16 protein-coding genes and 1 other RNA gene are annotated in these 24,905 nt (G+C 65.2%); 6 read left to right on the forward strand and 11 right to left on the reverse strand.

Annotated elements, in window-relative coordinates; translation table 11 throughout:
- Positions 1 to 595: 595 nt before the first annotated feature.
- The 3 genes from ACCQ06_RS21305 to ACCQ06_RS21315 form a co-directional block, all read right to left on the reverse strand.
- Positions 596 to 3,130, reverse strand: coding sequence for a PepSY domain-containing protein (locus ACCQ06_RS21305; RefSeq protein WP_316689209.1), 2,535 nt, complete (start codon positions 3,128 to 3,130; stop codon positions 596 to 598).
- Between the two features lie 368 nt (positions 3,131 to 3,498).
- Positions 3,499 to 4,488, reverse strand: coding sequence for a porphobilinogen synthase (gene hemB, locus ACCQ06_RS21310; protein WP_316689210.1), 990 nt, complete (start codon positions 4,486 to 4,488; stop codon positions 3,499 to 3,501).
- 223 nt (positions 4,489 to 4,711) lie between these two features.
- A complete protein-coding gene (locus ACCQ06_RS21315) occupies positions 4,712 to 4,954 on the reverse strand; it encodes a hypothetical protein (protein WP_005989387.1) in 243 nt (80 codons plus the stop codon).
- A 350-nt stretch (positions 4,955 to 5,304) separates the two neighbouring features.
- Between ACCQ06_RS21315 and ACCQ06_RS21320 the strand changes: the two genes are divergently transcribed.
- Positions 5,305 to 5,727: a hypothetical protein gene (locus ACCQ06_RS21320; protein WP_316689211.1), complete on the forward strand. Its 423-nt coding sequence runs from the start codon at positions 5,305 to 5,307 to the stop codon at positions 5,725 to 5,727.
- Positions 5,728 to 6,606: 879 nt separating this feature from the next.
- On the opposite strand, the gene ACCQ06_RS21325 is transcribed toward ACCQ06_RS21320, so the two are convergent.
- The 4 genes from ACCQ06_RS21325 to ACCQ06_RS21340 form a co-directional block, all read right to left on the reverse strand.
- Positions 6,607 to 8,412: a DUF885 domain-containing protein gene (locus tag ACCQ06_RS21325; protein ID WP_228323303.1), complete on the reverse strand. Its 1,806-nt coding sequence runs from the start codon at positions 8,410 to 8,412 to the stop codon at positions 6,607 to 6,609.
- A 68-nt stretch (positions 8,413 to 8,480) separates the two neighbouring features.
- Positions 8,481 to 8,963 carry a cytochrome c oxidase assembly factor Coa1 family protein gene (locus ACCQ06_RS21330; protein ID WP_316689212.1) on the reverse strand — a complete coding sequence of 161 codons (483 nt, stop codon included), beginning with the start codon at positions 8,961 to 8,963 and terminating at the stop codon, positions 8,481 to 8,483.
- Positions 8,964 to 9,026: 63 nt separating this feature from the next.
- Positions 9,027 to 11,264, reverse strand: coding sequence for a S9 family peptidase (locus tag ACCQ06_RS21335; protein ID WP_316689213.1), 2,238 nt, complete (start codon positions 11,262 to 11,264; stop codon positions 9,027 to 9,029).
- Positions 11,265 to 11,757: 493 nt separating this feature from the next.
- Positions 11,758 to 12,447, reverse strand: a complete 690-nt coding sequence (locus ACCQ06_RS21340; RefSeq protein ID WP_316689214.1) for a glutathione binding-like protein — start codon at positions 12,445 to 12,447, stop codon at positions 11,758 to 11,760.
- A 385-nt stretch (positions 12,448 to 12,832) separates the two neighbouring features.
- Between ACCQ06_RS21340 and ACCQ06_RS21345 the strand changes: the two genes are divergently transcribed.
- The 5 genes from ACCQ06_RS21345 to ACCQ06_RS21365 all read left to right on the forward strand — a co-directional run bounded on the left by ACCQ06_RS21345 (position 12,833) and on the right by ACCQ06_RS21365 (position 20,436).
- Positions 12,833 to 15,847: a TonB-dependent receptor gene (locus tag ACCQ06_RS21345; protein ID WP_316689216.1), complete on the forward strand. Its 3,015-nt coding sequence runs from the start codon at positions 12,833 to 12,835 to the stop codon at positions 15,845 to 15,847.
- A gap of 152 nt (positions 15,848 to 15,999) precedes the next feature.
- Positions 16,000 to 16,701, forward strand: coding sequence for a SapC family protein (locus ACCQ06_RS21350; RefSeq protein ID WP_228323309.1), 702 nt, complete (start codon positions 16,000 to 16,002; stop codon positions 16,699 to 16,701).
- The gene (locus ACCQ06_RS21355; RefSeq protein WP_316689217.1) at positions 16,691 to 17,704 is read left to right on the forward strand and encodes a cupin-like domain-containing protein; all 1,014 of its coding nucleotides are present in this window, start codon (positions 16,691 to 16,693) and stop codon (positions 17,702 to 17,704) included. The genes ACCQ06_RS21350 and ACCQ06_RS21355 overlap by 11 nt, the downstream gene beginning before the upstream one ends.
- A gap of 10 nt (positions 17,705 to 17,714) precedes the next feature.
- The gene (locus ACCQ06_RS21360; protein ID WP_316689218.1) at positions 17,715 to 19,280 is read left to right on the forward strand and encodes a tryptophan halogenase family protein; all 1,566 of its coding nucleotides are present in this window, start codon (positions 17,715 to 17,717) and stop codon (positions 19,278 to 19,280) included.
- Positions 19,281 to 19,419: 139 nt separating this feature from the next.
- Positions 19,420 to 20,436, forward strand: coding sequence for an energy transducer TonB (locus tag ACCQ06_RS21365; RefSeq protein WP_316689219.1), 1,017 nt, complete (start codon positions 19,420 to 19,422; stop codon positions 20,434 to 20,436).
- Between the two features lie 704 nt (positions 20,437 to 21,140).
- Here ACCQ06_RS21365 and ACCQ06_RS21370 read toward each other — a convergent pair.
- The 4 genes from ACCQ06_RS21370 to ACCQ06_RS21385 all read right to left on the reverse strand — a co-directional run bounded on the left by ACCQ06_RS21370 (position 21,141) and on the right by ACCQ06_RS21385 (position 24,865).
- A non-coding RNA gene (locus tag ACCQ06_RS21370) (sX9 sRNA) lies at positions 21,141 to 21,217 on the reverse strand.
- 117 nt (positions 21,218 to 21,334) lie between these two features.
- Positions 21,335 to 22,528: an ABC transporter permease gene (locus ACCQ06_RS21375; protein ID WP_316689220.1), complete on the reverse strand. Its 1,194-nt coding sequence runs from the start codon at positions 22,526 to 22,528 to the stop codon at positions 21,335 to 21,337.
- On the reverse strand, positions 22,525 to 23,271 hold the full coding sequence (locus ACCQ06_RS21380) for an ABC transporter ATP-binding protein (RefSeq protein WP_104614775.1): 747 nt from the start codon (positions 23,269 to 23,271) through the stop codon (positions 22,525 to 22,527). The genes ACCQ06_RS21375 and ACCQ06_RS21380 overlap by 4 nt, the downstream gene beginning before the upstream one ends.
- A 31-nt stretch (positions 23,272 to 23,302) precedes the next feature.
- Positions 23,303 to 24,865, reverse strand: coding sequence for an alpha/beta hydrolase (locus ACCQ06_RS21385; protein ID WP_316689221.1), 1,563 nt, complete (start codon positions 24,863 to 24,865; stop codon positions 23,303 to 23,305).
- Between the last annotated feature and the right edge of the window lie 40 nt (positions 24,866 to 24,905).

Below are 24,905 nucleotides of genomic sequence, written 5' to 3' on the forward strand. Positions count from 1 at the left end.
GCGCTGGTCTATTTCAGAGCGGATGGTGTAGGTCTTCAATGCAGAGCGGCTGAGCTGCGGCTTGGTTGTGACTTGCGGCTTGATCGGCGGCGTGGCTGCAGGGCCCTTGCCCGCCTACCATCGCGGGACACGCTGCAAGTACGTCCTTGTAAGCTCTTACGCGACATCCATGCCGCGTAAGGTCCCGCGACGGTAGCCGGGCAAGGACCAGTCGAGATGGTCGGTGTGCATGGCTTTCAGCAAAACAATCAGCAAACTCTATGGTTCGGTGCTCTCGCCGCTTGCGGGACCGTGTGGCGGCATGGATGCCGCCACCGAGCCTCCACGGACGGATTCACGGCGTGTCACGCGAGCGGTGAGGGCGCCGCACACTCGACCAACCAGGCTTTGACATGTTGTTAGGGAAGCTCTGAACAACTCTTTCATAGGCTTCCGATCGACGCCTTGGATAGACTAAATCACGCGCAAGTGCTTGATTTTCAGCGACGGCGATTGTTGTGATCAGGCCAGATTGCAAATCTCTCTCGCTGGGTCATGAGTTATTCAGAGGTTCCTTAGCCCCTACAAGGCTGCGACGCAATGGTCATGACTGCGTTCAATACACATCGCGCCGATAGCGGCCCGCTGCGGTCAGCGCGTCCATGCGGGTGTCGCCCAGCAGTTCGCGCAGCGTGACGTCGACCGCGCGCGCCATGCTGTCCAGGCTGCCGCAAACGTAGATCACCGCACCGCGATCGATCCAGTGCCGTAGCGCGTCGCCGGCATCGCGCAATTGATGCTGCACGTAGCGCTTGTGCGGCTGATCGCGCGAGAACACCCAGTCCAGTTGTTGCAGATGACCGCTTGCCTGCCAGGCCTGCAGTTCCTCGGCCAACAGCCGGTCGTGTGCGGCATGGCGTTCGCCGAACAGCAGCCAATGCCCGTGCACGCCGGCCAGCTCGGCCTCGCGCAACAAGGCGCGCAACCCGGCGATGCCGGTGCCGTTGCCGATCAACACCATCGGCGCCGCTTCGATGCGATGGAAGCCGGGATTGGTGCGCAACCGCGCGCGCACTGCCGCCCCCAGCGGCGCATGACAGATCAACCAGCCCGAGCCCAGCCCTGGACTGCCATCGCTGCGGGTGGTCAGGCGCACCACTGCGGTGGCCACGCCATCGGCCGGCACGCTGGCCAGCGAGTAGTCGCGCGTGGGCAACCAGTCGCAGGCATCCAGCCAGGTTTGTGGATCCGGACACGGCGCTGGCGGCGTCGCAGGCGCGGGCGGCAGCACACGCTCGGCAGCAGCCTGATGCAGCGGCAGCAACTGCGCATCGACATGCACCAACGCATCGGACGACAGGCCCCACGCCGCCAGACAGGTACGCACCTGCGCATCGGCGTGCGCAGGCTGCACTTCGAGGATATCGCCCGCCTGCCAGTGCGCCTCAGGCGGTGGCTGCAGGGCGATGCGCCAGATCGGCGCGCCCTCGCTGCCCGGGTTGAGATGGGTGCGCGACGACAGCGTCCACTCGGTCAGGCGCGGACGCGTCAGCGCAACCGCGGCCAGCGGCGCGCCGGCAATCTGCGCCAGCTGCGCATGCCATTGCGCCAACGCCTGCGGATCGGCGTTGTCCATTTCCACGGCAGGAAACAACGCGCGTGCGCCCTGCGCGTCAAGCCACTGCTCGATGCGCCGCGAAAACCCGCAAAACTGCGCGTATTGGCGGTCGCCCAATGCCAGCACCGCGTAGGCCAGCTGCGGCAAGCCGATGCGTTGGCGCATCAGTTCGCGCTCGAACCCACGCGCCGCATCCGGCGGCTCGCCATCGCCGAACGTGCTGATCACCAGCAAGGCGTGCCGGGTGGCCTGCAGTTGCTGCGCATCCACCTGCGCCAGCGCGCGCACCTGCACCGGCAGGCCGGCCGCTTGCAGATGCCCGGCCGCCTGCCAGGCCAGCCGTTCGGCAAAGCCGCTTTGGCTGGCGAAGGCGATCAACCACGGCTCGGCCTGCGAGGCCGGCGGTGCGTTCTGCAGCACCACGCGTGCGGCGCGCAGCTCGCGCTTCTTGCGGCGGCGATCCAGGTACAGCATCCAGCCGCTGATGAAAAACACCGACATGCCGAGGCTCGCCAGCATCACCACGATGCGCCCCGGCAAGCCGAAGAAACTGCCCGAATGCAGCGGGAACATGCTCACCAGCCATTGCTGGCCGCGCGGCAACCGCGCGTAATCCTGGCGCTGCAGCAAGGCGCCGCTGGCCGCGTCGATGTCCAGATTGTCGTAGGCGCGGTCGTGGTCGGGCCGATCCGGCAAAAACCGCACGCTCATCGGTTGCCCGGCGCGGGTGGGCACGCGTAGATCCAGCGCGGCGTGATGAGTCCCCGGGATGCCGTCAAGGGTGCGCTGCACACGTGCGAAATCGACCGTCGCCGGCCGATGATCGCCCCCGTCGCCGCGCATGGCCGGCTCCTTGCCGAGCAAGGCCGCCATGCCGTCGCGGTACCAGTCGTACGACCAGGTCAGCCCGGTCAGCGCGACCAGCAGGTAGACCAGCAGACACCAGGTGCCGAACACCGCGTGCAGGCTCCACAGAAAACTGCGCCCCTGCCGCCGCCATTCCACCACCCACCAGGTTCGCAGGCTCCACCAGCGCCGCGGCCAACGCAGATACAGCCCGGACGCGCAGAAAAACAGCAGGATCAAGGCGCATGCCCCGGTCACTGCCTGGCCGCGCTTACCCGCTGCCAGATGGCGGTGCAGGTCTTCGATAAACGCAAATGCGCCACTCAAGCGCGGTGCGTCAACGCGCTCACCGGTGTACGGGTCGAAATAGACACGCCTGCCGCCCTTGCCCGCCAGACGTGCGTTGGATGGCCGCGCGCCGGTGGGGTCGATCAGCATGCGTGTCACCGCCTGCTGTTTTCCTGCGTCGCGCGGCAGCAGGTCGAGGCGCTGCAGCAACACATCCACCGGCAACGCACGCTCGCCGGCGGCGTGCCGCACCGCCAGCTGCGCGATGGCCGGGTTGGCCAGCCGCACGATTTCGTTTTCGAAGGACATCAGCGCGCCGGTCACGCCCATCACCGACAGCACCAGACCGGCGGTGATGCCGAGCAGCCAGTGCAGTTGGAACAGAACCGTCTTGAACACGCGCGAACAACCTGGAGCAGCAAGGCTCGCCATTGTAGATGAGAATCGTTATCGCAGTTGGCGCACTTGGTTCGATCGCGATTGCGTGGTCTCGTAGGCGGTCTGCCCGATTACGGCTCCTGCGCATCTAAATCAATGCTTAGTTGTCGGCCTGTCAGGCCGGCGCCGTGCCAGGTGCGGGAGGTCGATCGCATGGCATCAGATCAATCGCTGCAGCGCGAAGCAGGCCGGCTGTGCCGGTCCGTGCAAACACGCGGAAGATCCGACCAAAAGATCGACGGACTACTTCACTACATCGCACCCACCTGCAGCGGCATCCACGAAAGATGCCGCCACAGCGCCGCTCCACGCAGCACGTCTGGACGCGCTCAGCCTTCGCGCAACCAGCGCGCCACTTGCGGCGCGAAATACGTCAGCACGCCGTCGGCACCGGCGCGCTTGAAGGCCATCAGCGCTTCCAGCACGCAGCGGCGTTCGTCCAGCCAGCCGTTGGCGGCGGCCGCCTTGAGCATCGCGTACTCGCCGCTGACCTGATACGCAAAAGTCGGCACGCGAAATTCTTCCTTCACCCGGCGCACCACATCCAGGTACGGCATGCCCGGCTTGACCATCACCATGTCCGCGCCTTCTTCCAGGTCCAGCGCGATCTCGCGCATGGCCTCGTCGCTGTTGGCCGGGTCCATCTGATAGGTGGTCTTGTCGGCCTTGCCCAGATTGCCGGCGCTGCCCACCGCATCGCGGAACGGGCCGTAGAACGCCGAGGCGTACTTGGCCGAATACGCCATGATGCGCACGTTGAGATGGTCGTCGGCATCGAGCGCGCGGCGGATCGCGCCGATGCGACCATCCATCATATCCGAGGGCGAAATGATGTCCACCCCGGCCTGCGCATGCGACAGCGATTGCTTGACCAACGCCTCGACAGTGATCTCGTTGAGCACATAGCCGGTGTGATCGATGATGCCGTCCTGGCCGTGCGTGGTGTACGGGTCCAGCGCCACGTCGGTCATGATCCCCAGCTCCGGGAAGCGCGATTTGAGCGCGCGCACCGCACGCTGCGCCAGACCGTCCGGGTTCCAGGCTTCGGCGGCATCCAGACTCTTGCCGGCCGGGTCGATCACCGGGAACAGATCTATCACCGGGATGCCCAGTTCCAGCGCGTTTTCCGCCTCGCGCAGCAGCTCGTCCAGCGACAGCCGCTCCACGCCCGGCATCGAGGCGATGGGCGCGCGGCCGGACAATTCATGCACGAACACCGGCCAGATCAGATCATCGGTGGTCAGGGTGTTTTCGCGCATCAACCGACGCGAAAACGCATCGTGGCGCATGCGACGGGGGCGATAGTGCGGATGGGCCATGACACGGCTCCTTGAGATAGCGCGTCAGTTTACGCCCGCCATTGCGTGCGGGACGCGCTGCGACGCAGTGTCGCAGCGCTGCAACGGCATGGCAGGCCGCGATCGGCGTGGCCTATCTGCAGGTCGGGCAGAGCTCCCAAGGCTGGGAATGCAAGCCCTGCCCGATGCGTGCGTCGACACACACGCCGACGCACATTTGCATCAGCGCCTTGTCGAAAGCGCCCTAGATCACCCCGCCACCCAGGCTCAGGCGGATCACTCCAACCACGATCACCAACCCGTTGAGCAGCAAGCCGGTCTTGGCCCGGCCGCGGTTGCCGGCCGAGGTGAACAACAGCGCGATCGCCGCGATCAGCGCACCCACTGCCGCGAACGGAATCAGGAACCAGTTGCCCCACCCCAGCAGCGGGATGAAGGCCAGCACCATCCACAGCAACGCCACAATGCCCCAGAGCAGGCTGATCAATCCCACGTGCCACCTCGTCTATCGAAGAAACGCCGAGCTTAACGGGGCGGCTGCCAAGACGCCGTGGGCGGGTGGTCACCCTGACCAATGGCGGCTTGGCGGTAGCCTCACATGGGCGTGGCTAGGGTGCGACGAGGCACGGAGCGATCCAGTGCGACTGACAAACCCATTGGGCAGCCGCCGCCACAGGTGACGCGGCGGGTGCTTGGCGCGGACTGGACCACTCTGACACCGTGGCTCCTACGCGTCGCCAGCACCCATCTCAAGGTGGGTTGTTACCTCGTGTTAGCCACTCTTCAGTCCGGGCGCCGGATCATCGTCGTCATCACCAACATTCAGGGGGCCACATCATGAACAGGCATTTCGTCGTCGGCGCTGCACTGGCCCTGCTGCTGGCCGGCTGCGCCAGCAGCTCCAAGGTGATGCTCGGCCAGGCGCGCGCGCCGATCGACCCCACCCAGGTGCAGGTCTATTCGCATGCCCCGGTCGGCTCGGTGGAGATCGCCCAGCTCGAATCCACCAGCGCCGCCGGCTTCGGCACCCAAGGCCAGACCGACGCCGCCGTGCAACGGCTCAAGCGCGAAGCCGCCAAGCTCGGCGCCAACGGCGTGGTCATCGTCGGCGTCGGCTCCGAGCGCTCCGGCGGCGGCCTGTCGGTCGGCGGCGGCAGCTACGGCGGCCGCGTCGGCGGCGGTTTGGGGATCGGCATCCCGACCACGCAAAAGCGCGCGGCCGGTATGGCGATCTGGGTGCCGGCGGGGGCGGAGAAGTAGGGTTGAACGAAGGTTTGCATTCTCGCTAACCGCCGTTGCTGTGTGACTGCTACAGACCTGCCGTGTGGCATCGAAAAGACTTCGTGAACGCCCACGTACAGCCCCAAATTGCACCCGCGTGACCCACAGCCCAGGCTCATCTTTAATGGATGAAACCCTAGTCAGGATGCGTTATTTTGCTACCATGAGCGGGGATGCGTATTGCTTTTGGCAACTTGGATAAGGACTAAGTTGCGTTTTGGCGATTAATCAACTGGCAAAGCGCATGATGATGCATGTGATGGTCTCCTAGACTTAAGGACTGACGATGAAGAATTGGATATGGATATTAATACTGTTTTTTGCCGGCCAAGCAGAGATCCAAGCCCAAAGCGTTTACCAAAAACTTGTCTGTCGCGATAACGACCCTTTCGTTTTCTGCACACAGGGTTGCAAAGGCGCAGACAAAAATTGGACGCCGGTAGACCCCATCAGTGGGACAACGGCGCCGGTACTTGGTTATTGTGTGTCTCCTAGTCCTACTGTCTGTTGCAAAGGCCCGTACTGCGGAGCATGGACTCCAACTGCAATTACTGCGTATTATCAATATAAATCCATCTGTCCCAAGGCGATGAAACAAGGTAATTGGAACGGCAAGTCGCGCCCCGAAAACGTTCCCTATGATCACTGATGAGTTGTTGCTGTGGGGCATCGCGCACAGGCCAAGAACGACATAACGCGCTGGGAACCGATAGGGTCGTATCCAGGGGGGACCAGCGATGTAAGACGCAAGTATTTGTATCGTTTTAGCAGCAATATTCAGAGGACCGAAGTCAGTCTGTCAGCGCGGTCCTCAGCACCGCGCAGCAGACTTAAGTTCTATGCAAGCGCCAAGCGCAATTAATTCTGAGGGATACCGCGATCACCTCGCTGTGCCGGAATGAACTGCGTCTCCACCGCCTTGGCCAGCTGATCCGGTGGGAGCAGACCCTGGTCGAGCAGGAAGTTGTTGAAGGCCAGGCGGTCGAACTGCTTGCCTAGCGCCAGTTCGGTGCGCATGCGCAGTTCGAGGATGCGGGTGTAGCCGTAGAAGTAGCTGCCGGCCTGGCCGGGGGCGCGGACGGTGTAGCGGTCCAGTTCCTGGCGGGTCATGGCGGGCGAGAGGCCGACGTCGTCTTCGAGTACCTGGCGGGCGCGTTCGCGGTCGATCAGGCCGAGGTTGAGCATCGGGTCGAGCATGGCGCGGGCAGCGCGCAGCAGGCGGAACTGCAGGGCGATCAGCTGGCCGTCGAGCGGCTCGTACGGCACCATTTCGGCTTCGGCGTACAGCGCCCAGCCCTCGACGTTGACCGAGTTGAACGCGAACATGCTGCGCGCCAGCGAGACGCCGCGTTCGACCATGGCGGTGAACTGCAGTTCGTGGCCAGGGCGGCCTTCGTGCGCGCTGAGCGTCCAGGCGGCCGAGCCGAAGTTGAAGTCGTCATACTGCTCCTTCTTGCTGCCGTCGGCGGTCGGGTTGCCCAACGGCAGCACGAACTGGCCCTGCTGGCCGGTATTGCCGATCAGCGGTGCCGGCAGGAAATGCGGCGCGGGTTGTGCGGCGCTTTCGGCGGCACTGCCCAGGCGCATCTGCATCGGGCGGTTGGGTACATCGACGATGCGCTGCTGACGGATGATCGGGTCGATCTGGTCGATCACGCCGCGGTAGTAGGTTTCCAGCTGGTCATCGGCGATGGTGTTGCCCTTGAGCGCACGGATCACCTGCACATAGTCGCTGCCCTGCACGCCCTTGGCCTTGGCCACCAGCGGCGCCAGCTGCCGCATGGCCGAGCGGGTCTCCATGAATTCCAGTTGCGCGCGCTGGATCAGCTGTTGGGGGGCAATATCGATGCCCACCTGCTTGAGCTGGTACGCGTAAAGCGGCTCGGGCAGGCGAGTGTCTTTGCGGGCCTTCGGCAGTACCTTGGTGCGGGTCCAGTTGGCGTAGTCCTTTAGTTGGGTGGACATGGCCTTGAGCGCTTCGTCGGCGCCGGCGATCTTGTACTTGGCGAACAGCTCGCCGATGCCTGCGACATAGGTGTCAACATTGGCCAGCGCCTGTTCCACTTCGCGCTGGGTGGGCTGCAGCAACGCTGTGTTGCTCAGCTTTTCCTCGTAGCGCTGGCGCGCTAGCGTGGTGGTGGGCGTGCTCCCCGGCACCAGGCCGACATACCGCTTGAGGCGGTCCAGCGCCTTGGCGCGGCGCTCGGGCACGGTCTGGTCGGACAGCAGACCATTGAGGCCACTGAAGACCGCCTCAGGCGCGTCGCTCCAGGGCAACAGATACCGCTCGTTGAGCTCGCTGCCTTCGATGTTCTGCTCGGCAGCGCCGATCATGATCTGCAGGTCCTGGCGCACGTTGGCATCGCGCTCGGTGGCGAGCTTGGTCTGCAGCGTGGCGCGCGCGGCGCGCATGGCATCGCGATAACGCGCGGCGTTGTCCGGCCCCAGGTCGACAACCTGATCGTCGTAGCCGGGCACACCGAAGAAGCTGGCGTATTCGGGCTGGAACGGCGCCTGCGCGTTGAGCAGGATCTGCGCATAGCCGTTGCTGGTCTGCACCCAGGCCGGGCTGGCGGGTTGTGTGGGCGCGGTCTTGCCGGTCTGTGCCTGCAACGGCAACGAAGAACCGAGCGCCAGCGCAACGGCGAGAACGAGTGGCTTCATGAGGCAGATCCGCGAATTGAGTAGCGCGACCCTACGCATCTACGGAGGCGGCGGCAATCCGCCTTAGGTCATGGCGTGCAGGGCTGCGACTGCGCGGGAGTCGCAGACGTCGCTGGCGACAGGTTGATCGGGTCGCCGCGTGGACCGGCAAACGTCAGGGTCTGGTAGGTCCAACGGCCGTGCCTGCGCGTGGCATCCACTTGCACGCTGCCGCTACCGCGCGGCCCGTGCAGGCCCACGCTGAAATGCGCCTCGCCGATGTCGGCGACATAACTGATGCTGCCATCGGGCAGAAACGCGTCGGTGATGGGAGTGCCCAGGGTCTGCACGACCTGGGTGTCGGCCTTGGCGATGCGCAGCGCGTCGCGGTACACATCGCTGGATTTCACTGCCGCGGTAATCACGTAGATCAACGCGCCGATCACCAATGCCAGCAGCAGGAATAGCGCCATGCCGATGCCGGGAACGACCCACTTCCAATGCCGGCTCCAGAACTCGACAGAGCGCAAACGCTGCGGCGATGCAACGGGAATGGGGGGCGGCAGCGACATGGCACTCCGTGTGCGAACGCAGGGGAAACCGACAGGCGATACGGCTGACGCAGCGGCAACCGTCTACTGCTGCGACGGCATCAGGCAGCGCTGCAAAAACGCCTCGGCGGTCTTGTACCGGTGCAATGCAGTGCTGCCGGACAGACCGTGCTTTGCGCCTGGATACGTCATCAACTCGAACGGCGTGCCGCGCTGCTGCAGCTCGCTCATCAGCGCGGTGGAGTTGGTGAACAGCACATTGTCGTCGGCCATGCCGTGGATCAGCAGCAGCTTGGCGTGCAGGCCATCCAGATGGGTGGCGACGCGCGCGTTGCGATAGCCATCGGCGTTGCCGGCCGGCAGGTCCATGTAACGCTCGGTGTAGTGGGTGTCGTACAGGCCCCAATCGGTCACCGGCGCGCCGGCTACGCCGCAGGCATAGGCGTCGCTGTGTTTGGCCAGCAGCATCAGCGTCATGTAGCCGCCGTTGGACCAGCCCTGCACGCCGATGCGCGCCGGGTCCACCCAACGCTGGGTCTTGAGCCAGGCAATGCCTTGCAGCTGGTCGTCCACCTCCACCGTGCCCTGCTTGCCATACAGCGCGCCGCCGAAGTCGCGGCCTCGGCGCGGGGTGCCGCGGTTATCCAGCGAAAACACCACATAGCCGCGCTGCGCAAGATATTGATCGAACAACGCATCGCCACGGCTGGGCCAGGCATCGAGCACGGTTTGTGCAGCGGGGCCGCCGTAGACATAGACGATGACCGGGTAACGCTTGCTCGCATCGAAGTTGTCCGGCTTGGTGAGCCGGTAGTGCAGTGGTGTCTTGCCATCGGCGGCGGTGAGCGTGCCGAAATCGATCGGGCGCTGCGCGTCGCGGTACCTGGCATACGGATGGTGCGGATCGGCCAAGTCGTTCTTGAGCAGGGTGGCGATTTTTTCGCCATTGACACGAAACAGCTCGATCTGCGGCGGTGTGGTGGTGTTGGACCAGGTGTCGACATACACGCTGGCATTGTTGGCGAAGCTGGCCGCATGCGTGCCATTGGATATCGAGCGTTTCTCGATGGCGCCGCCGGCCAGTGATACCGCGTAGAGGTGGGTCTGCGTGGGCGAGTCCTTGCTGCCGGCGAAGTACACCAGGCCGGCCTGCTCGTCGACGGCCAGCAGCGCGTCCACCACCCAGGCGCCTGAGGTCAGCGGCGTGAGCGTGGCGCCGTCTTCGGAGGCGAGGTACAGATGCTCGTAACCACTGCGCTCGGAATTCCAGACGAAGCGGCCGTCCTTGAGAAAACGCAGATCGTTGGTGAGTGGCACCCAGGTGGGCGAGCTCTCGGTGATCAGCGTGCGTTGCTTGCCGCTGGCCAGCGTCGTTTCGATCAGTTCGAGCCTTTTCTGATCGCGCGATTGACGCTGAAAGGTGAGCCGCTGCGCATCGCGCCAATCCACACGTGCCAGGTAGATGTCCGGCTGCTTGCCCAGATCGATCCAGATCGGTACGGCGGCGGCGCGCGGTGCGATCACGCCCAGCTGCACGGCGACGTTCGGTTGGCCGGCCTGCGGGTAGCGCTGGCTGATTACCTCGGTGTGGTCGGCATAGACTTCCGGGCGTTTTTGCACCGGCACCTGCGCTTCATCGATGCGCGCGAAGGCGATCGCCGAGTCATCCGGCGCCCACCAATACCCGGTGTGGCGATCCATTTCTTCGTCGGCGACGAATTCGGCCACGCCGTTGCCGATGGTCTCGCTGCCGTCGCGGGTGAGCTGCAGCTGCTTGCCGCTGGCCAGGTCGATCACCCACAGATTGCGCTCGCGCACGAAGCTGACAAAACCGCCCTTGGGCGAGAGCTTGGCGTCGGTGGCGAAGCCTTCGCCGTGGGTCAGCTGGCGCACTGCGGCGGCGCCGGTCTTGTGCAGGTCGTACAGATACAACTCGCCGCCCAGCGGGAACAACAGCGCCTGCGCATCCGGCGCCCACTGGTAGTCGACGATGCCGGTGAGCGCGGCGATGCGTTGGCGCTCGCGGCGGGCCTTTTCCACATCGCTGAGCGTTTCGGTGCCGGGCAACACCACTTTGGAATCGACCAGCAGGCGGGTCTGGCGGCTGGCGATGTCGTATTCCCAGAGATCCAGCTGGTTGCGGTCGCTGTCCTTGCCGCGCAGGAAGGTGACGCGCGAGCCGTCCGGGGCCACCTTGGGCTTGAGCAATGTCGGCCCCGACAGCGGCAACGGACCGGTGATGGCCTCCAGGGTGAGTTTTTCGGCGTGGGCCATGGGGACGGTGCTGAGCATGAGGGCAAGGGCGGCGAACAGGGCGCGCATCGAAGATCCTGTCTGGAGACAGCGCACAGGATGCGGGGGCGTGGAGTGTTTGAGAAGCGTGGCGATGGTGTATGTGCGCCACGGGATGGTATGCGCGTGGTTGTATGCGGGTGCTGCAGGGCTGTGCTGCGGGTGTGATCGCTCTGCTTTGGGCGAGCAGAAGTGCGTTTGGGCTGGTGGTTGAAGTTCGCGCGCTGCCGATGGTGCATGCGCATTGCATGCGAAGCAGATTGCCGGGCGCGGTAGGTCTGGCGCTACTTGCGTACCCTCACCCCAACCCCTCTCCCGGGGGGAGAGGGGTTCGATCAGCCGCGTTCGATTTGTCGCGTGCGGTTGATGTGCGCGAGTGCAGCTGCTAACGCTTGCTGTTGGTGCTTTTGCTTTTGCTCTTGCTGCTTGCTGCTTGCTGTTGTTGCTTGCTGTTGCTGCGCAGTTGCAACAGTCGCCGCGATCGCCGCGTGTACTGCTGCGCGAACGCTCCTACCGCGTTGCCTCAACGCTTGCCGAACAGGTGCTTGCGCTCTTCGTCGCTGAGCGGCTTGCCGGCGTTGGGGTTGACCTGCTCCTTGAGCGCATACGCGCGTTGGGTGGCCGGGCGGGCGGCGATGGCGGTGTGCCAGCGGTGCAGATTCGGAAACGCTTCGAAGTCGGGCTTGAGGTCGCCATACGCCTCCAGCCAGGGGTAGCTGGCCATGTCGGCGATGCCGTAATCGTTGCCGGCCAAAAACGCATGCTCGGCCAGGCGCTTGTCGAGCACGCCATGCAGGCGGCGGACTTCGGCGTTGTAGCGGTCGATTGCGTAGGCAATCTTTTCGGGTGCGTAGACGTTGAAGTGGCCCATCTGGCCGCTCATCGGGCCCAGCCCGCCCATCTGCCAGAACAACCACTCCAGTGCGGCGATGCGGCCGCGAGCGTCGCGGGGCAGAAAGCGGCCCGTCTTCTCGGCCAGATACAGCAGGATCGCGCCGGACTCGAACACCGCCTGCGGCGCGCCGCCATCGGCCGGGGCATGGTCGACGATGGCCGGCATCTTGTTGTTGGGCGAAATCTGCAGGAACGCCGGCTCGAACTGGTCGCCCTTGCCGATGTTGACCGGCTTGAGCGTGTAGTCCAGCCCGGCCTCTTCCAGGAACAAGGTGAGTTTGTGGCCGTTGGGGGTGGGCCAGTAGTACAGGTCGATCATTCGGTTCGCTCCGGTGCGTAAGGGGTAATCAGCGCGGCCGACGGCATGCAAGGCAGTCTTTGGCACGCATGCAAGCTGCCTGAGGTCGGCAACCTGCCGTGCCCAAGCTGCGCAAAGCCGCTTGCGTGGACGCGCGCAGTCGCAGACCGGTCGCACTGATGTAGGTGGCACTGTGCCATCGACCCCCGATGGTACGGCCAAGCGATCGGCTGCGGCGGCGTCGAACGCCGCACCCACTGGAACGATGTGTGACGTCTTTGGCTTGCGGCCGATGCTGCACTGCAAATTGACTTTGTTAAGCCAGCGCTAACAAATGCGCGACTGCTGTTCGACCTTTGCCTGTCCCGTTTGGGGCCGGCTTTCTTTGCTTGGGGATGGAATCATCGTGAGAGAGCTACGCACCCTGCCGCGCATGCGGCGCTTGACGTCTGCCTTGTTGTTCGCATTGTCGACGCCGCTGGCCGCGCAAACCGCGCCGGCGCCGCAGTCGGCCTCGACCGTCCCCGGCTCCAGCCAGGCCGACCCTGCCACGCTCGATACCGTCCAGGTCAGCGGTATCCGCGGCAGCCTCACTTCGTCGATGAACGTCAAGCGCGACGCGCAGGGCATCGTCGACGGCATCGTGGCCGAGGACATCGGCAAGTTCCCCGATACCAACCTGGCCGAGTCGCTGCAGCGCATCAGCGGCGTGTCGATCGACCGTTCGCTGGGCGAAGGCTCGCGCGTCACCGTGCGCGGCGTCGGCCCGGACTTCAACCTGGTGCTGTTGAACGGCCGGCAGATGCCGGGCGCCAGCATCGAAGAATCCAATGCCTCCAACTCGCGTGCGTTCGACTTCGCCAACCTGGCGTCCGAGTCGATCTCCGGCATCGAGGTGTTCAAGACCAGCCGCGCCAGCACGCCCACCGGCGGCATCGGCGCCACCATCAACATCAAGACCGCCCGGCCGCTGGACAACCCGGGCATGCATGCCAATGTGGGCCTCAAGGGCGTGCACGATGCGTCCAACGAGAACCTGCCCGGCCGCCTGCAGGGCGATTCGCTGACGCCGGAAATCTCCGGCATCTTCAGCACCACCTCGGCCGACGGACGCTTTGGCGTGTCGCTGAGCGGTAGCTACCAGGAACGCGACTTCGGCTACAGCCAGGTCGGCGTGCCCAACGGCTGGCGCTCGTTCCGGGGCGATTCCACCGCCTACGGCACCATCCCGCAGCCGGGCACGCCGGGCTCGGAGAACATCGTCAACCGCCCCGGCCCGAACGATATCTACTCGGTGCCGCAGAACCTCAACTACCGCGTGGTCGGCGTCGAACGTCAGCGCACCAACGGCCAGCTGGTGCTGCAGTACAAGCCGCTGGACAACATCACCACCACGCTGGATTACACGTACTCGGAAAACAAGATCCAGCAGCAGCGCAACGAAATGTCGGTGTGGTTCAACTACGGCCCCTCCGCCAGCGCCTGGACCAATGGTCCGGTGGCAGGTCCGATCACCTACTCGGAAATCGTCAACCCGGCTACCAGCGATCTGGCTACCGCCGGCTCCAACGCGGCCACGCGCAACCAGAACAAGTCGCTGGGCTTCAACGTGGATTGGGCGGTGAACGATCAGTTCAAGCTCAACTTCGATATCCACCGCTCCACCGCCGAAGCCGGCGCGGACAGCCCGTACGGGTCGAGCAATTCGCTGGGCGTGTCCGGCTTCTACCGCGGCACCTCGGTAGTGGATTTCAGCAAGGATTTCCCGGTATTGCAGCAGCAGTTGGGCTTCGGCCTGAACGGGCTGGACCCCTCGCGCACGCTGGTCACCGGCTCGGCGTTCCGCAACAGCTACATGAAATCCGAGATCGACCAGGCGCAGGTCAACGGCGACTTCACCTTCGAAAATTATTCGCAGTTGAAGTTCGGTATCGGCAGCACCGAAGTCAAGAACCGTTCGGCGTTCTCGAACGTGCAGCGCGATACCTGGGGCGGCAACGGCACCGCGGCCGATTATCCGGACGATTTGTGGATTCCCAGCTCATTCGCGCAGTACTTCGATGCGATCGGCGGCAGCGGCAACCCGGCGCAATTCAACCAGTTGTTCCTGTTCGACTTCGAGCGCGCACGTCAGGCCGCCGCGCAAGCCGCAGGCGATGAGTCGCTGTACCGCATTGCGCCGGTGTTCACCACCGACCGCCGCGTGACCGAAAAATCCAAGAACGCCTACCTGCAGTGGAACAATAGCTGGGACGAGTTGCGCGTGCCGATCAGCCTGGCCGCCGGTGTGCGTTACGAAGAAACCAAGGTGGACGCGCAGGCGCTGGTGCCGGTGGCCGTCGGCATCGATTGGGTCGCCAACAACGAATTGCCGATCCGTCTGTCCGACTCCGCCTTCGCCGGCGGCAGCGGCAAGTACGAATACTGGCTGCCCAGCCTGGATCTGAGCTTCAAGCTCACCGACGACCTGGTGCTGCGCGGCAGCTACGGCGAAACCATCGGCCGTCCCGGCTGGGGCGACATCCAGGGCGGGCAGACGCTCAACCAGATCGCACGCCTGGAAGGCGGCACCGGCCAGGAAGGCAACCCCGGCCTGAAGCCGCTGCTCTCGCACAACATCGATTTCTCGCTGGAGTGGTACTACAGCGATGCCAGCTACGCCTCGGTGGGCTTTTTCCGCAAGAACATCGACAACTACATCGGCGTGACCACGCGCAACGACACCTCGCTGGGATTGAACACCCCGGTGGGCGGTGCGTACTGGAACGAAGCGCTGGGCAACGGCTGCGCCTCGGCCGACCTGACCTGTATCCGCAACTACATCTTCCGCAACCGCGGCGGCGCGCCCGGCGTGGTGCGCGGAGCCGACGATGCCAACGGCAACGCCACCGGCGTAATCAGCGGGCAGCCGGGCGACCCGGTGGCCAACTTCGCCATCACCGCGCCGGCCAACCAGCGCTCGGCGTCGCTGGACGGGTGGGAGTTCAACCTGCAGCACATGTTCGGCGCCAGCGGCTTCGGCGTGTCGGCCAACTACACCAAGGTCGACTCCGGGCTGACCTACGACAACGCGGTGATCGGCGAGCAGTTCGCGCTGGAAGGCCTGAGCGATTCGGCCAACCTGGTCGGTTTCTACGACAAGGACAAGTGGCAGGTGCGTGCGGCCTACAACTGGCGCGACGAGTTTCTGGCCGCGCGTTTCGACGGCAGCGGCCAGCCCAACCCGGTCTACACCGAAGCCTATGGCCAGCTGGATCTGAGCATCGGCTACCAGTGGAACGAGAACCTGTCGCTGAGCCTGGAGGCGATCAACCTCACCGACGAAGTGCAGCGCCAGCACGGCCGGCAGAAGAATCAGATCGTCTATGCCACCCAGACCGGCCCGCGCTACATGCTGGGCCTGCGCTACAAGTTCTGGTGATGTAATTGCGGCACCGAGCGTCCCGGCAGCGCGTCTGCCGGGACGCTTGCACGACCTTCCTGCGACAGGTGCAGCACGACAGCGGCACTTGCCGCGCGAGGGGTAACTGTCCAAGCATGGGCCACGCGCCCCCGCGTGATGTGGCGACCCCCATGACCAATGCTGTGTTGTTGAACAATCTCGATCACCGCGATCTGCGCGTGATCACCGCCCATGGCGCCGCCTATGGCGATGACGTGATGTCGGCGGCGACGTTTCCGCAGGAATTCCGTCAGCTGCAGGGCCAGTACCCGATCGTGTTCCACCGCAACGACAGCGGGCGGTTTCAACCGCTGGCCCTGCTGGGATTACGCCTGGGCGAAAACCTGTTTCTGGATGGCGCGCGCTGGGATGCGCCGTATGTGCCACTGGCGATCCAGCGCCAACCGTTTCTGATCGGCCAGCAACCGGAGGGGCCGATGGTGCACGTGGATCTGGACAGCCCACGCATCAGCACCCAGGACGGCGAGCTGCTGTTCCGCGAACACGGCGGCACCACCGATTTTCTGTATCACATCAGCCAATTGCTGCGCACGCTGCACGATGGGCTGGCGGCGAGCGAGGCCTTCGTCGAGCGCCTGCTGCGCTACGAGTTGCTGGAACCATTCGTGTTCGAAGCCACGCTCGACAACGGCCTGGACTGCCGGCTGGCCGGCCTGCACACCGTGCACGAAGAACGCCTGCGCGCGCTCGGCAAGACGGCGCTGCTGGACCTGCACCGGCATGGCGATCTGGAGCCGCTGTACATGGCGGTGGCCTCGGTGGCGCAGTTCCGCCACCTGCTCGAACGCCTGAATCGCCGCCATGCCGGTTGAGCTGCGCGCCATCGACGAACGCCACGGTCTGGATCCGCAACAGCTGGATCCAGCACTGCTGCGTTCGACCACACCGCTGGTGTTGCGCGGGCTGGTGCGCGACTGGCCGTTGGCCCGCGCCGGTGCGCAGTCCGCGCAGGCCGCCGCCGCCTATTTGCGGGGATTCGATCGCGGCGAAGCAGTGGTGGCGCAGGTCGGGCCACCGGAGATCGGCGGGCGGTTCTTCTACAACGCGGACATGAGCGGCTTCAACTTCCGCCCCGAGCGCGTGCCGCTGGCGGTGGTACTGGACACCTTGTTGCGCGACCTGCACAACGCACAGCCGCCGGCGATCTATGTCGGCTCCACCACGCTGGACACCTACCTGCCCGGCCTGCGCGCGGCCAATCCCATCGTGCTGCCGCAGGCCGAGCCGCTGGCCAGCATCTGGATCGGCAACCGCACGCGGATCGCCGCCCATCAGGACCTGCCAGACAACCTGGCCTGCGTGGTCGCCGGGCGACGCCGCTTTACGCTGTTTCCGCCCGAGCAGTTGAGCAACCTCTACATCGGCCCGCTGGATCTGACCCCGGCCGGGCAGCCGGTCAGCCTGGTGGATATCGCCGCGCCGGATCTGCAGCGCTTTCCGCGCTATGCGCAGGCGCTGGAACATGCCGTGGTCGCCGAGCTGGAACCGGGCGATGCGCTGTTCATTCCCAGCATGTGGTGGCACCACGTGGAAGCGCTGGAAAGCTTCAATGTGCTGGTCAATTTCTGGTGGCGGCAAAGCCCGGCCTACATGGATTCGCCGATGAACGCGCTGATGCTGGCGTTGCTCACCGTGCGTGACCTGCCGCCGGAACAACGCGCCACCTGGCAGGAGGTGTTCCGGCATTACGTATTCGAAGCCGATGAGCGCACTGCCGCGCATGTGCCCGACGCGGCGCGCGGTGTGCTGGCCCCGATGGACGACAACCGCGCCCGCAGCCTGCGCGCACGCTTGCTGCAACGCTTGAACCGCTGAGGATTGACGCATGTCGTACACCGCCCCCTTGGACCCCCAGCAGCGCCCGGTGCGGCGCGTGGTCATCGCCGGTGGCGGCACCGCCGGCTGGATGGCTGCCGCCGCACTGTCCAAGCTGCTGGGCCGGCAGTTGCAGATCACCCTGGTGGAGTCGGACGAGATCGGCACGGTGGGCGTGGGCGAAGCCACCATCCCCAGCCTGGTCACCTTCCACCGGCTGCTGGAGATCGACGAGGCGACCTTCATGGCTGCCACCCAGGCCACCTTCAAACTCGGCATCGGCTTCGAGCATTGGCGCGATGTGGACAAGCACTACATCCACTCCTTCGGCCACACCGGCACCGACCACTGGAGCGCGGGGTTCCACCACTTCTGGTTGAAGGGCCGCCAGCGCCGTGTGGCACGCGACTTCGGCGACTACTGTCTGGAGTTGCGCGCCGCCCAGGAAGGCCGCTTTGCGCATCTGCCCAACGGCGGCATGAATTACGCCTACCACCTGGATGCGGGCCTGTATGCGCGCTTCCTGCGCCGCTTCAGCGAAGGCTTTGGGGTACAGCGCATCGAAGGGCGCATCGGCGAGGTCCAGACCGACCCGCACAGCGGCTATCTCACTGCGCTGACGCTGCAGGACGGCACGCGCGTGGAAGGCGACCTATTCATCGATTGCACCGGCTTTGCGGGGTTGCTGATCGGCAAGACGCTGGGCGTGGGCAGCGAGGATTGGTCGCGCTGGTTGTTTGCCGACAGCGCGCTGGCGGTGCAGACCAAATCGGTGGGCCCACCGGTGACCTATACGCGGTCGCGCGCGGATCAATCGGGCTGGATGTGGCGCATTCCGCTGCAGCACCGCGTGGGCAACGGCATCGTGTATTCCAGCCGGTATACCGATCAGGACAGCGCACGGGCGGTGCTGGAGCGCAACCTGCAAGGGCGCGCGCTGACCGAACCGCGTTCGCTGCGCTTCACACCCAATCAGCGCCACCGCGTGTGGGAAAAGAACTGCGTCGCCTTGGGGTTGGCCAGCGGGTTTCTGGAGCCGATCGAGTCGACCAATATCCATCTGATCCAGCGCGGCATCGTCCGCTTGCTGCAGACCTTCCCGCAGACGATCAACGCGGTGGACATCGCCGAGTACAACCGCCAGGCGGCCGATGAAATCGCGCATATCCGCGATTTCGTGATCCTGCATTACCACGCCACCGATCGCCGCGACACGCCGTTCTGGCGCGACTGCGCAGCGATGGACATTCCCGACTCGCTGCGCCATCGCATGGAGCTGTTTCGCCAGAGCGGGCGCGTGTTCCACCAGGGCAACGAGTTGTTTGCAGAGAACTCCTGGGTGCAGGTGATGCTGGGCCAGGGCATCACCCCGCAGCAGCACCACCCGGTCGCAGACCTGATGGGCGATGCGGAGCTGGCCCATTTTCTGGAGCGCATCCGCCAGCGCGTGGATGCGACCGTGGCCACGTTGCCGCCGCATGCGGACTTCCTGCGTCACCACTGCCCGGCCCCGCCGCTGCCCGACCCGGCCGCCCGCGCGCCGTCCGATGCGGCGCTGGCGGCCCCGGCAGGATGAATTTCGCATCCGGCTGCGGCAACCCTTGGCTTACACCGCCCCAGCAATGCTAGATTGCGGCATTGCCGTCCATTGCGGGAACAATGGCCGGCGCTCGCCGTAGCAACGTTATCTTTCGCACTCGGGGTAAGGGGGACGCATGTTGGATCTGACACAGGGCCGTATGGCACGCCGGATCGCGCCGGTCATTTTGCTGGTTGGCCTGGCTGCCTGCTCCAAGCAGGAAGACAAGGCCGCCACCACCGCGCCTGCCACCGGCACCACGCCGGCCGCACCGGCTGCGGCGCCGACGCCCGCCACCGCGGTGTCGCCGCAGGTGCAATCGATGGCCGCCGACCAGTTGCGCGCATCGGCCACCAAGGCGCTGCAGGACAACCGCATGTACGCCCCGGCCGGCGACAACGCGGTGGAGTACTACCTGGCCCTGCGTGAGAAGCAGCCGCAGGACGCCACCGTCAACAGCGCGCTGACCGATCTGCTGCCGTACACGCTGATCGCCGCCGAACAAGGCATCAGCCGCGAAGAGTTCCCCGAGGCGCAACGCCTGATCGCGCTGATCGAAAAGGTCGACCCCAAGGCACCGGCACTGCCGCGCCTGAAGTCGGGCCTGGAGACGGGCATGAAGACCGCCGCCAACCGCTCCGAGCAGGACGCCGAACAGGCCAAGAAGTTGGTCGAGGACAAGGCCAAGCAGGCCGCCGAGCAGAAGCGCCTGGCCGAACAGCAGACCCGCGAAGCCGCCGCTGCCCAGCAGATTGCCGCCCAGCAGGAAGCCGCCCGCCAGCAGACCGCCGAGGCCGAGCGCCAGGCCGCTGCCCGCCGTCAGGCGGAGGCCCCTGCCCCCACCCCGGCCGCACCACGCCCGGCACCGGCAGCCGCCGCAGCAGCAGCGCCCGCTGCACAGTCGCTACGTCCGATCAGCACCCCGGCACCGCGCTACCCACCCGAAGCGCTGCGCGCCGGCACCTCCGGCGAAGTGCTGGTGGAGCTCACCGTGGGCACCGATGGCTCGATCACCGCCTCCCGCGTGCTACGCGCCACCCCGCCGCGCGTGTTCGATCGCGAAGCGCTCAACGCCGTGAAGCGCTGGCGCTTCGAGCCGGTCGCCGCACCGGTCACCACCCGCCGCACGCTGTCGTTCAATCCTGGCGGCTGAGGTCGTGATGGGAACGGCGTCGCTGCTTGCCGGCGCCACCCTGGATCCAACGCCCCTCGATCCCGGCGCGCTGCAGTAGGAGCGCGCAGGGATCGGCACGGGACGTTGCGGGATCGGAGATCGCCCGCACCGGGATGAGAGGCGTTTAATACCGCAGCCGACGCGCTCTTCCGCACTTCGCCGCTGCTGATTGAAGCAACAACTATTGGAAACACAAAAGCCCGCAGCGATGCGGGCTTTTGCGTTGTGGAACGTGTGTGGCTGCACGTGGATGTCCGACAGCAACGTCACTCATCGGGAGCGATACTGGGGCGTGCTGGCCGTACCCTCATCCGGCGCTACGCGCCACCTTCTCCCGATGGGAGAAGGGAGCTGCTTGGCGCGGTGTGAGAAGGGAGCTGCCTGGCGCTGTGTGAGAAGGGAGCTACTTCGTTCAATGTGAGAACGAAGCAGCACCTGTCGATGACAGCGGAAACTGCTTGGCTCGCTCAGAAACGCCGCGCCTGCCATCGCAAGCCGCCGATCACGTTGCCGCGCATGCCCCTCTCCTGCCGGGAGAGGGGTTGGGGTGCGGGTACGGTGTCGCCAAATCCACGCAGCGGCCAGCCGATCAGCAACCTCACCAGCCATGCCAACCGAACAGCCAGTCGTTCGCCATCATGTGCGTACCGTCATCCACTCGCTACGCACGACGCACCAAGAGCGACCAACAACACGTAACGAACAGCTGTCAGGTGGGTGCGAACGGCCCGCCCATAACCGGAGTGTGCGACTAGCCCACCCCGATTTCAGGCAACGGCCGTGCCCGCCTGGTGGCCACGCCGTAGTTGTATTGGCCGCTCTAAACCAAACGCACCACGCGCAAACCATCGCTGCCACTGCACGCTTGTCGAGCCACTTATCCCGAAATCGCCAAGCGCTCCTGGTGATAGCGACGTACCGCCGCATACCACAACAGCCCAGCCACGCCGAAGCCGGCCAGCAGATACACCGCCCAGGTCTGCGCGTTGATGGGTTCGTGGCGGATCACCTTGAGCAACATCTGGTTCTGCGCCAAAAACGGCACCACAAAATGCCACAGCTGCGTCTTCAGCGGATACGCCATCAATGCGTAGCCGGGCAGCATCGGCAACAGCAGCAACCAGGTCATGTGCGCCTGCGCTTCCTTCATGCTTTTGGCCGCGGCGGCCAGATAGGTCAGCAGCGAGGTACCGACAAACAGCATCGGCACCAGGATGAAGAGTATCTGCAGCATCGGCACGAAACCCACATTGAGCTGGCGCCCCAGATTGGACGAGGACAACTGCGCGCTCAATTTGAAGGCCAGCAAGGTGAGCAACAACGACACCATGCCGATCACGCAGGCGGCGGCGATCTTGCCGCTGACAATCGCACTGCGTGGCGCGGGCGTTGCCAGCAGTGGTTCCAGCGACTGCCGCTCACGCTCGCCGGCGGTGGCGTCCAGGATCAACGACGCGCCGCCTAAGAACGAGGTGATCACCAGCAGCACCGGCAACAGCATCGCCATCATCTGCCCTCGCTTGGCTTCGGCAGTGGCCAGGTCCTGCGCGGCGATTTCCAGTGGCCGGCTCACCTGCGCATCGATGCCACGCGCCAACAGACGCAATGCGCCGACCTGCTGGCTGTAGCCGCTCAATGCTGCCTGCAAGCGCAGGCTGGGCACGTCGGCCTCGCGGCGGGTGCTGTCCTTGATGATTTCCACCAGCGCCGGACGGCCTTCGCGCCAATCGTCGGCATAGCTGTCGCTGATGCGCAGCGCCACATCCACATCCTGGTTGCGAATGGCCGTCGTCAGGTCGGCTGGCGCATCCACGGCGTTGAGTCCTTGCGCGGCCAGAAACCGCATCAGATTGGGTGCGTGTTCGCGGCCGAGCGTGGGGATGTCCAGCGGCTTGTCGATCTGTGTGCGCACGCGGCTTTCGCTCAAGGCGCCCATGCCCAGGATCAGGATCGGATACAGCAATGGCGACAGCAGCAACGCCAATGCCAGGGTGCGGCGGTCGCGCGAGATGTCGCGCAGTTCCTTGCGCAGCACCGTCCACCACGTGGCCAACAGGGAGCGCTTGCTCATGCGTGCAGTCCTTCTTCCGAGCCGATCGCCTTGACGAAGGCGTCTTCCAGGTTGTCTTCACCGGTGGCGGCGCGCAGTTCGTCGGCGCTGCCGGACGCCACCACCGTGCCCTTGGCGATGATGACGATGCGATCGCACAGCGCCGCCACCTCTTGCATGATGTGACTGGAAAAGATCACGCAGCGCCCTTCCGCACGCAGCTGCTGCAGGAAGCCACGCATCGCGCGCGTGGTCATCACGTCCAGGCCATTGGTGGGCTCGTCCAGAATCACGTTGCGCGGGTCGTGCACCAGCGCGCGTGCAATGGCGGTCTTGGTGCGCTGGCCCTGGCTGAAGCCTTCGGTCTGGCGGTCGAGAATATCGTCCATGTCCAATGCGCTGGACAACACACGCGTGCGCTCGGCGATCTGGCTGCGCGACATGCCGTGCAACTCGCCGAAATAGGCGATGTTCTCGCGTGCGCTCAAACGCTTGTACACGCCGCGCGCATCCGGCAACACGCCCAGCGCACGGCGTACCGTGACCGGGTCGCGCGCGGCGTCCACGCCATCCACGGTGACGCGCCCCTGGTCCGGCGACATCAAGGTGTAGAGCATGCGCAAGGTGGTGGTCTTGCCCGCGCCATTGGGGCCGAGCAAGCCGGTGACCTGGCCGTCGGCGGCGCTGAAACTGACCCCATCGACCGCCTTTACCAGCCCGCTCTTGGTCTTGAACGATTTGTGCAGATTCTCGACGACGATCATGCGTGCGCCTCCGTGGCGTGGTCGATGCGGCTCATGGTTCCCACCCGTTGAACGAGGTGAACGCAGGCACGTTGTTGAGGTTGGCCACACAGCTGGCATCCAGCGCCTTGGCGTCGGTGGTTTCCATGAACTGGGCCATCAGCTTCGGCATGCAGCCCAGCGCCATCACGCTATGACCTTGCCCGGGTGCGACCAGATGGCGTCCATGCGGTAGGCCCTTGAGCACCGTTTCGGCATAGCGCGGTGGCGTGACCGGGTCCAGTTGCCCCGACAGCAGCAGCGCAGGCACCTGCGAGCGCAGCGGTGCGGTGAAGTCCGCAGCGCGCTTGCCGGTGGGCCACACCGGGCATGCGGCAAACACACTGCGAGGCACGTCCTCGCCAAGCAGCAGTGCCTGATGCTCCGGTGCCGGACGATAGCGGTCGGCATCTTCGGCGCAGACCACCGACCACTGCATCGGCTGGTTGATCTGCATGTCCATATGCGACAACGCCATCAGCGGGGCATAATGGCCGGCGGCCGCTTCATCCAGCACCAATGGCAGCAAGGCAGCGCTTTGCGGTGCGTAGGAGAAGGTGAACGCCAGGCCGACCACCGCATCGGCTGTGACCCGGTCGCGCCTGATGGCGTTGGTGCGCAGGTCGCGGTACTCCACCTGCGGCGAGTCGGTCTTCAACCGCTCCATGACGGTGCGCAATTGCGTGCGGACGTCGGTGGGAAAGCGCGTGCGACAGGCCGGGATGGCGCGGCACTGTTCGGCCTGCAACATCAGCGCATCTTCGAAGGTACGCGCGAACTCGCCGCTGATGACCAGGTCGCTGGGCGCAACGCCGTCGAGGACGATCGCACGCGTCTGCGCCGGAAAGCGCTTGGCGTACTGTTGCGCCACACGCGTGCCGTACGACACACCGACCAGATCGATCCGTTGCGCGCCCAACGCTGCCCTGACCGCATCCAGATCCCCGATCGCTTCGGCCGTGGTGTAGTAGCGCGGATCGGCGTGGCGCTGCAGTTCTTGTGCGCACTGACGCGCATAGGCGGTGAGCTGTTCCGGGCTGGATGCCATGTCCGCCTGCAAGGGCTTGCCGTCCGCGGTCTCGCAACGCAGTGGGTGCGATCCGCCAGTGCCGCGTTGATCGACCAGGAAGATGTCGCGCTTTTTGCGCACTTCGCGCAAGGCAGCGGCAGCAATGGCAGACACCTCGGTTGCCGACTGACCTGGGCCACCGGCAATGAAAAACACCGGGTCCGCCGCGCTGCCCGCACCGGCGTCGCTTTCCAGCCAGGCGATCTTCAACGCGATGCTGCGGCCCTTGGGGGCGGCCGGATTTTCCGGCACGGGCAGGCTGGCGCACTGCGCTTCGATATTGCCCGCCGCGCTGCCGGAACTCAACGTGCACGGTGCAAATTGCAGGCTGCCATAGCGATTGCCGGCCGCAGTGTCTGTCTGCGTGTTTGTCGTGCGCGGCTGCGCGGCGCCGGCCGCGGATGTGCCGGCGTTGCCGGCAGCGGGCGCCTGTGCGCGCTGGCATCCTGCGGCCAGCAGCGCGACTAGCACGGCGGCGGCCACATTCAGTTGTTTCAGCATGTCCATCCTCTCCTGGTGCCCATTGCCTGACGTTGCCGACGGTCGT

It is taken from the genome of Xanthomonas sp. NCPPB 4467 (assembly GCF_041475665.2).
GTDB classification, from domain to species: Bacteria; Pseudomonadota; Gammaproteobacteria; order Xanthomonadales; family Xanthomonadaceae; genus Xanthomonas; species Xanthomonas dyei.

What these genes read in the sequence shown, in the direction of transcription:
- ACCQ06_RS21365 (WP_316689219.1), top strand. Translation starts at nt 19,420, where the DNA reads ATGTTGGATCTGACACAGGGCCGTATGGCACGCCGGATCGCGCCGGTC.
- ACCQ06_RS21330 (WP_316689212.1), bottom strand. Translation starts at nt 8,963, where the DNA reads ATGTCGCTGCCGCCCCCCATTCCCGTTGCATCGCCGCAGCGTTTGCGC.
- ACCQ06_RS21320 (WP_316689211.1), top strand. Translation starts at nt 5,305, where the DNA reads ATGAACAGGCATTTCGTCGTCGGCGCTGCACTGGCCCTGCTGCTGGCC.
- ACCQ06_RS21350 (WP_228323309.1), top strand. Translation starts at nt 16,000, where the DNA reads ATGACCAATGCTGTGTTGTTGAACAATCTCGATCACCGCGATCTGCGC.
- ACCQ06_RS21385 (WP_316689221.1), bottom strand. Translation starts at nt 24,865, where the DNA reads ATGGACATGCTGAAACAACTGAATGTGGCCGCCGCCGTGCTAGTCGCG.
- ACCQ06_RS21340 (WP_316689214.1), bottom strand. Translation starts at nt 12,447, where the DNA reads ATGATCGACCTGTACTACTGGCCCACCCCCAACGGCCACAAACTCACC.
- ACCQ06_RS21335 (WP_316689213.1), bottom strand. Translation starts at nt 11,264, where the DNA reads ATGCGCGCCCTGTTCGCCGCCCTTGCCCTCATGCTCAGCACCGTCCCC.
- ACCQ06_RS21325 (WP_228323303.1), bottom strand. Translation starts at nt 8,412, where the DNA reads ATGAAGCCACTCGTTCTCGCCGTTGCGCTGGCGCTCGGTTCTTCGTTG.
- ACCQ06_RS21375 (WP_316689220.1), bottom strand. Translation starts at nt 22,528, where the DNA reads ATGAGCAAGCGCTCCCTGTTGGCCACGTGGTGGACGGTGCTGCGCAAG.
- ACCQ06_RS21360 (WP_316689218.1), top strand. Translation starts at nt 17,715, where the DNA reads ATGTCGTACACCGCCCCCTTGGACCCCCAGCAGCGCCCGGTGCGGCGC.
- ACCQ06_RS21355 (WP_316689217.1), top strand. Translation starts at nt 16,691, where the DNA reads ATGCCGGTTGAGCTGCGCGCCATCGACGAACGCCACGGTCTGGATCCG.
- hemB (WP_316689210.1), bottom strand. Translation starts at nt 4,488, where the DNA reads ATGGCCCATCCGCACTATCGCCCCCGTCGCATGCGCCACGATGCGTTT.
- ACCQ06_RS21380 (WP_104614775.1), bottom strand. Translation starts at nt 23,271, where the DNA reads ATGATCGTCGTCGAGAATCTGCACAAATCGTTCAAGACCAAGAGCGGG.